This is a genomic window from Candidatus Methylomirabilota bacterium, assembly GCA_036005065.1.
GTDB lineage: Bacteria > Methylomirabilota > Methylomirabilia > Rokubacteriales > DASRDR01 > DASYQW01.
Genome location: DASYQW010000335.1, coordinates 1 through 6,433 on the forward strand (window position 1 = coordinate 1; position 6,433 = coordinate 6,433).

General features: G+C 70.6%; 7 protein-coding genes and 2 pseudogenes. 7 read left to right on the forward strand and 2 right to left on the reverse strand.

Features of this window, described 5'->3' with window-relative positions; all coding sequences use genetic code 11:
- The 4 genes and pseudogenes from VGW35_22510 to VGW35_22525 form a co-directional block, all read left to right on the forward strand.
- Window positions 1-454: DUF3105 domain-containing protein (locus VGW35_22510; GenBank protein HEV8310446.1), on the forward strand; the 454-nt coding region annotated here is incomplete at its 5' end.
- Between the two features lie 490 nt (window positions 455-944).
- A pseudogene (locus VGW35_22515) lies at window positions 945-1,271 on the forward strand (HEPN domain-containing protein).
- A gap of 76 nt (window positions 1,272-1,347) precedes the next feature.
- Window positions 1,348-1,878, forward strand: a complete 531-nt coding sequence (locus tag VGW35_22520; GenBank protein ID HEV8310447.1) for a nucleotidyltransferase domain-containing protein — start codon at window positions 1,348-1,350, stop codon at window positions 1,876-1,878.
- Window positions 1,859-2,281 (forward strand): HEPN domain-containing protein, encoded by a 423-nt coding sequence (locus VGW35_22525; protein ID HEV8310448.1) that lies wholly within the window; start codon window positions 1,859-1,861, stop codon window positions 2,279-2,281. The genes VGW35_22520 and VGW35_22525 overlap by 20 nt, the downstream gene beginning before the upstream one ends.
- 83 nt (window positions 2,282-2,364) lie before the next feature.
- On the opposite strand, the pseudogene VGW35_22530 reads toward VGW35_22525, so the two are convergent.
- Window positions 2,365-2,748: pseudogene (locus tag VGW35_22530) on the reverse strand (HD domain-containing phosphohydrolase).
- A 166-nt stretch (window positions 2,749-2,914) separates the two neighbouring features.
- On the opposite strand from VGW35_22530, the gene VGW35_22535 reads away from it, so the two are divergent.
- The 3 genes from VGW35_22535 (at window position 2,915) to VGW35_22545 (ending at window position 6,129) form a co-directional block, all read left to right on the forward strand.
- Window positions 2,915-4,234: an AMP-binding protein gene (locus tag VGW35_22535; GenBank protein ID HEV8310449.1), complete on the forward strand. Its 1,320-nt coding sequence runs from the start codon at window positions 2,915-2,917 to the stop codon at window positions 4,232-4,234.
- Window positions 4,231-5,343, forward strand: coding sequence for a 5-methyltetrahydropteroyltriglutamate--homocysteine S-methyltransferase (locus VGW35_22540; GenBank protein HEV8310450.1), 1,113 nt, complete (start codon window positions 4,231-4,233; stop codon window positions 5,341-5,343). Before VGW35_22535 ends, VGW35_22540 begins: the two co-directional genes overlap by 4 nt.
- Before the next feature lie 213 nt (window positions 5,344-5,556).
- Window positions 5,557-6,129 carry a Uma2 family endonuclease gene (locus VGW35_22545; GenBank protein ID HEV8310451.1) on the forward strand — a complete coding sequence of 191 codons (573 nt, stop codon included), beginning with the start codon at window positions 5,557-5,559 and terminating at the stop codon, window positions 6,127-6,129.
- A gap of 171 nt (window positions 6,130-6,300) precedes the next feature.
- Here the strand turns inward: VGW35_22545 and VGW35_22550 are convergent.
- Window positions 6,301-6,433: ABC transporter permease (locus VGW35_22550; protein ID HEV8310452.1), on the reverse strand; the 133-nt coding region annotated here is incomplete at its 5' end.

The following is a 6,433-nucleotide window of genomic DNA, read 5'->3' on the forward strand; positions in this document are numbered from 1 at the left end:
GAAACCGGCTGGCGGCGCGTCACGGCTGCCGGGGGAATCGGTTCCGGACCTCGGCAGCGTGCGCGTCGGGACCGTCGACGGCCGGCATGAGGCGTACAACTCCGACCCGCCGACATCCGGTGCCCGGCTGCCGCACATCGCTCCGTGGGGGATCCACGCGAACCCGCTTCCGCGTGAATTGCAGGTGGCCAACCTTGACGAGGGCGGAGTGGTCATCAACTACCGGCCGGATTGCGCGTCACGCGTCCTGGCCACGCTGGAGTCAGTCGTCAGGGGCTATCCGGAGTACGTGGTGCTCGCCCCGTACCCTCGCCTCGATCGGTGTATCGCGCTCACGGCCTGGACGCGCATCGACAGATTCGACGAGCCGGACCGGGACCGGGTGGTGCGGTTCGTCGAGGCCCACCGGCGCCGCTCCACCAATGAAGCGCCCTGCGTCGAGTGGCGCCGGTAGTGGCGATGAGCTCCTTGCCCTCGGCGGTGCCAGTAATTGTCTCGCGCACTGAACCACGGAACGCTTCAGAGTCGGCCGGCGCGCGTGGACGCCGCCCGTCTCCCGCCACGATCCGTGGCGGGTGACGCGCGGGAAGCGTCCGGCCTTCACGTTCGCCAGTCCAGTGATACTCGCCGTCTGCTTTGGATCGGCCGGGGAACAACTCCAAGACAGCGCGGGATGATCGCCGAGGCGTCCCAAAATCTCATCGTCCCTCCGTTCGCTCCTTCAGGAGGGCCTTCAGGGCCGCCCCCCGCCGATCGACCGGTCGGGGCATCTTCCAGAAGTGCGCCGGCAACCGTCCGGAGCCGAGGCGAACGAGCCCGGCGTGGGCGAGCTCGAGGAGATGGGAGGAGACGGTCTCCCCGCGGGAGAGGGGAACAATCTTCGCGACCGGTCGACCCCGTTCCGTCACGATGATCTCCTCGCCGGCCTTGACCTGAGCGAGGTACTGACTGAGGGTCGCCTTGAGTTTCGAAACCGCCGCCGTCTTCATACCGCACTCGAGCATGCCCGGAGCGACGTCCAGGGCGGCTACGACGATGGGGCCTGCTTCTCGGCCCAACAGTCGGCTGAGAAGGCCGTCAAAGCCGTCTTCCAGCGGATGGGGGCGGAGGCGTGGGGGCACTCCGTCGCCGATCTGCTCTCCGAACTCGCCGAGCGCCGCGCGGTTCCGGACGCGTTGCGCGAGGCAGCCCTCGAGCTCGACGAGGCGTACATTCCGGCGCGCTATCCCAATGCGCATCCGTCGGGGGCGCCGCGGACGCGGTATCAACGTGGCCACTGGATCCGAGGGCGACCAACTTGAAGTACGTTCGGCGATCGGGCGGGGATGACGCAGGGCTTTCCTGGATGTGCCGCTTCACGATCCGCCGAATCAACTCGGCCAGCGAAACGTCGAGGCGTTTTGCTTCGGCACGGAGCGCCTGAAGCTCCTCGCGGTCCAGGTAGATCATGGTGCGGGCGCGCATGGCGGCATTATAATGGCAGCATCAGGACAACACAAAGGCAGGCCGCCCTGCTCGGTGGAAAGACTCATGGATCTGTCGGCCCAGCGGGCTGCCTATGCCCGAAAGCTCGACCAGGCTGCGCGGACACTCGTCGAGGCGCTATCACCCGTCGATGGTATCGAGCGGATCAGTATCTTCGGGTCCTATGCCCGGGGGCGCCGGGATCTCGCGACCGACCTCGACGTGCTGGTGGTGTGGCAGACCGACAAGCCGTTCGTGGATCGTCTTCGGTTCCTGTACGGGCTCGTCCAGGTGCCGGTGGATCTGGACATGCTCTGCTATACCCCGGCCGAGTTCGACGACCTGAGGGACGCGCCGTTTCTACGCCACATCGCAGGCGAGGAGGTCGTGATCTTTGAGAAGAAGTCCGCTTGAGGAGGGCCGGCGCTGGCTCGAGCAGGCCGAAGCGGACCTTCGATGGGCAGACGACCTGGCCCGACGGGGCGGGTACCACATCGCGTGCTTTCTCGCCCAGCAGGTCGGGGAGAAGGCCCTCAAGGCGTTTCTATATGCTGACGGGGTGGAAGTCGTCCTCGGTCATTCGATCGAGCGGCTGTGCGCGGAGGCGGCCGAGCAGCACGCGCAGTTTGGCGAGCTGGCTCGACGCTGGTCGATCCTCGACGGACACTATGTGCCGACGCGCTACCCGAACAGCCTGCCGGACAGCATCCCGGCACTCGTCTATACGGAGGACGCGGCGCGGGAAGCTGTCCGCCTGGCCACCGAGATCGTCCGGTACGTCGGTGAGCGGCTGAGCGAGCGGGAGGGCGCGTCGTGACAGGAGGCGGCCCCGCGACGGACCGATTGACCCTGTCAGGCTGGCGGTGAGGGCGGGCCGTGGCGACCGGCCCGGCCCCGCGGTCAAACGGTGGCGGTCAGGATCCCGAGGATCGCCTCGTGGCGCGTGTCGTCTGATTGGCGGCCGATCTCGAGCAGGCGGGGCCGGGGGAGGGCCAGCCAGGCGGCCGCGGCCTCGGGATCGAACTGGGTCCCCGCTCCCCGGGCGGGCGCCCGGCGGTACGGGCGGTCCGACGTCATGGCGTCGAAGGGGTCGGCCACGGATACGATCCGGGCCCCCACCGGGATCGCGGTTCCCCGGAGCCCCTCCGGGTATCCGGTCCCGTCGTAGCGCTCGTGGTGACCCTTGACCGCCTCCGCCTCCCGCCTCAGGGTCGGGTAGGGCGCGAGCATCCGGGCGGCCACGCCCGGGTGGTGCTTGATGCACGCGTACTCCTCCTCGGTGAGCGCGACCGACTTGACCCGCCTCCCTGCGGGCTTTCGTAAGCCGCGCGCCGAGCTGACTTGCCTCGGTCAACTGCGCCCGCCCGGGCCTTGGGGCCGGCGCGCCGTCTCCGGTACACTGGCAGGCGCTGCGGGTCGCCCGATCGGCCCGCCGGCAGGGAGAATCATCATGTCGCCTGAGGTGTCCGAACGGCGCGCCGCGTGGGCGCTGGACCTGCCGAAGAGCGAGGCCGAGATCGAGGCCATTCACCGCGAGCGGAAGCGCCTGGCCGTGGAGCGCGCGCGGCGCTCGACGCTTCTGCGCCCGCGCGTGGAAGGGATTGCGGTGGACAAGCTCGACGATCCCGAGGAATGGCGCAAGATCCCACTGCTCACCAAGGAGGAGCTGCGCACGCTCCCGACCGAGGCGTTCTACCGTGAGTTCTGCCTCGCCCCGCTCGGCGCCGCCCGCGAGGTCTGGCGGTCGGGCGGCGTCACCGGCAAGCCGCTCTTCTACCCGCGCGGGGACGAGGACCTGCGCTACGCCCTCGGGGTCGCCTTCCGGCGGATCTGGCCGTGCATCGGCGCCGGCCCCGGCGACGTCGTCCACGACTCCTTCCCGCTCGGCATCCACCCGGTCGGCCAGCTCGTCGCCCGGTCGGCGCAGCTGGAGGGCCTCAGCACCGTCTGGGCCGGCGCCGGGACGACGACGCCCTCGCTGCTGCAGGTGGAGCTGATCCGCGACCTCCGGCCGACGATCTTCGCCGCGATGCCGAGCTACGCCCTCCATCTCGCCAACGTCGCGGAGGCCCACGGGATCGACCTCGCGGCCTGCGGCGTGCGCAAGGTGCTGGTCAGCGCCGAGCCCTTGACCGACGCCAAGCGGGGGAAGCTCGCGCGCGCGTGGGGCGCTCCGGTCTACAACAGCTTCGGCATGACCGAGGGGTCGATGATCACGGTCGAGCGGGACGGCATGGACGGGATGGTCGCGTGGAGCGATCTCTTCTACCTGGAGGTGATCGACACGGAGTCCGGCCGGCCCGTCCCGGAGGGGCAGCCGGGCGCGCTCGTCATGACGCCGCTCTGGTCCAACACGCTCACCCCGTTCCTGCGCTGGCTGAGCGGCGATATCGTGACGTTGCGGCGCCAGCCGCGGACCGCCGATCCGTTCTCGGTCTTTCCGGTCCTGACTCACGCCCTCCGCACGGAGGGCTTCTTCAAGGTCCGCGGGGTGAACCTCAACCACGCGGACCTCGAGGATTTTCTGTTCGCCCAGCCGGCGATCACCGACTTCCGCGCCGAGGCGGTCTCGACGGCGGGGCTGGATGCGCTCCGGCTCCTCGTCGAGGTGCGGCGTGGCGGCGAGCCGGCGGCCGTGGCCAAGAGCCTGGCCGCGGCGGTCAAGGCCCGGTTCGAGCTGACGCCCGAGGTCGAGGTGCTCCCGGCCGGCACCCTGGCGGCGGAGTTCGAGAAGACCGTGAAGGCGCCGCGCTTCGTCGACAAGCGATGACGGCGGCGACGCCGACCCGCCTGGTCGGCCGGGCCGACCACATTGGCAGCCTCCTACGCCCGCGGGCCCTGAAGGACGCCTACCAGCGGCTCAGCGCCGGAGAGCTCGACGCGGCCGGGTTCGCCGAGGTGCTCGACGGCGCGATCCGCGAGGCGATCCGCCGCCAGGAAGCGGCCGGCCTCGGCGCCGTCACCGACGGCGAGTTCCGCCGGCGCTCCTGGTTCGCGGGCTTCGTGGACTCGGTTGACGGGCTGGTCCATCGCGACACGCACGTGAACTTCATGGAGGGCGAGGCGGACAGCCTGTCGGTGCCGGTGCCCCACACCGAGGGCCGGATCCGGCGCACCCGGGGGATCGCCACCGCCGAGTTCGCGTTCGCCCGGTCGGTCGCGACCCGGCCGGTCAAGATCACGCTCCCCTCGCCGTCGGTGATCCACTTCTTTCGCGGACCCGACGGCGTCGATCGCCGGGTCTACCCGGACGAGGAGACGTACTGGGGAGACCTTCTGGCCGTCTACCGCGCCGAGATCACCGAGCTGGGCCGCCTCGGCTGCCGCTACGTCCAGCTCGATGAGGTGCCGATGGCGCTGCTCTGCGACGCGAAGATCCGGGACCGCCTGGCCGGCTGGGGCTGGGATTGGCGCCGGCTGCTGGCGCGATACGTCTGGGCGGCCAACGAGGCGATTCACGACCGCCCGCCGGACATGGTCGTGGGCATGCACATGTGCCGGGGCAACTTCCGCGGCCACTGGATCGGCTCGGGCGGCTACGAGCCGGTCGCCGAGGCGGTCTTCGCCGGGACGGGCGTCGACGTGTTCCTGCTCGAGTACGACAGCCCCCGTGCCGGCGACTTCCGCCCGTTGCGCTTCGTGCCTCCCGGCAAGGCCGTCGTCCTCGGGCTCGTCACCACGAAGCACCCGGCCCTCGAGCCGGACGCCGCGCTTCGCCGGCGGATCGACGAGGCCGCGAACGTCGTACCCCTCGAGCGCCTGGCGCTGAGCCCGCAGTGCGGCTTCGGGACGACCGTCGGCGGCACCCCCATGACCGAGGCCGAACAGTGGCAGAAGCTCGGTCTCGTCGGCCGCGTCGCCGCCGCGGTATGGGGGTAGCGGAAGCCCCTCGGCCCCGGTCGCGTCGCGGTGCACTGTGAGACGGTGACGGTCTGAAGGCGCCGGCGGCATCGTAGTGACGTGCCCCGGTCCGGCGGTCCCGGGGCCCGCTCGCGTCGAGCCATCGAGAGCCTGCGCCGCTGACCAAGTGTTATCCTGGACCCAGACCCACAGCGCGGTTGGCGCAAGGTCGCCGGTAGGAGGAGTCTCGCGATGGCGGTCGAGTTGGTCAGGCACCGGTTCACGGTGGCGGACTTCCATCGGATGGCCGAGGCTGGGATCCTGGGCGGGGACGATCGGGTCGAACTGATCGACGGCGAGATCGTGGAGATGACGCCCATCGGAAGCCGGCACGCGGCCTGTGTGGACCGGCTGGCCCAGCTCTTCTTCGAACAAGTGGGGCGGCGGGCCATCGTCCGCGTCCAGAGCCCCATCCGGCTGGGGGAACACTCCGAGCCTCAGCCCGATGTGACGCTGCTTCGCCCCCATCCGGACTTCTATGCGGCCGCACATCCACGCCCTGAGGATGTTCTGCTGGTGGTGGAGGTGGCGGAGACCTCGGCCCAGCTCGACCGGACCGTCAAGGCGCCGTTGTACGCGCGGGCCGGCATTCCGGAACTCTGGCTGGTGGACCTGGAGGCGGAGGCGATCGTGGTTCATCGGCTCGCGTCGTCCGAGGGGTATCGGGACGTGCGGACGGCGCGGCGGGGGCAGCGCCTCTCTGTGGGCACCCCGCTGGAGCTGGACGTGGCGGCAGACGCCGTGCTCGGAGAGCGCCCCGCGTAGGGCGCCTCGCCGCCGACGAGCCAGGGCGCGCGACGCCGGGGCCTCTCGCGCGGTGACAAGCAGCGGGACCCGCCGCGTAGTGCTCGGGCAATTCGGCGCGCTGTACCGGCCGACGCGGGGAGCCATCCAAGTCCCGGGGCCGCGCGCTGCCGAGGCCCACCGCGAGCCGCCTCAGCCGCCCTCCACCCGCATCCGGGGATCCAGCACGTCGCGCAGCCCGTCGCCGAGCAGGTTCAGCCCGAGGACCGTCACGGAGATCGCCGCCCCGGGCAGCAGACAAATCCAGGGGGCCTCCCGCAGATAA

What these genes read in the sequence shown, in the direction of transcription:
- VGW35_22535 (HEV8310449.1), top strand. Translation starts at nt 2,915, where the DNA reads ATGTCGCCTGAGGTGTCCGAACGGCGCGCCGCGTGGGCGCTGGACCTG.
- VGW35_22540 (HEV8310450.1), top strand. Translation starts at nt 4,231, where the DNA reads ATGACGGCGGCGACGCCGACCCGCCTGGTCGGCCGGGCCGACCACATT.
- VGW35_22545 (HEV8310451.1), top strand. Translation starts at nt 5,557, where the DNA reads ATGGCGGTCGAGTTGGTCAGGCACCGGTTCACGGTGGCGGACTTCCAT.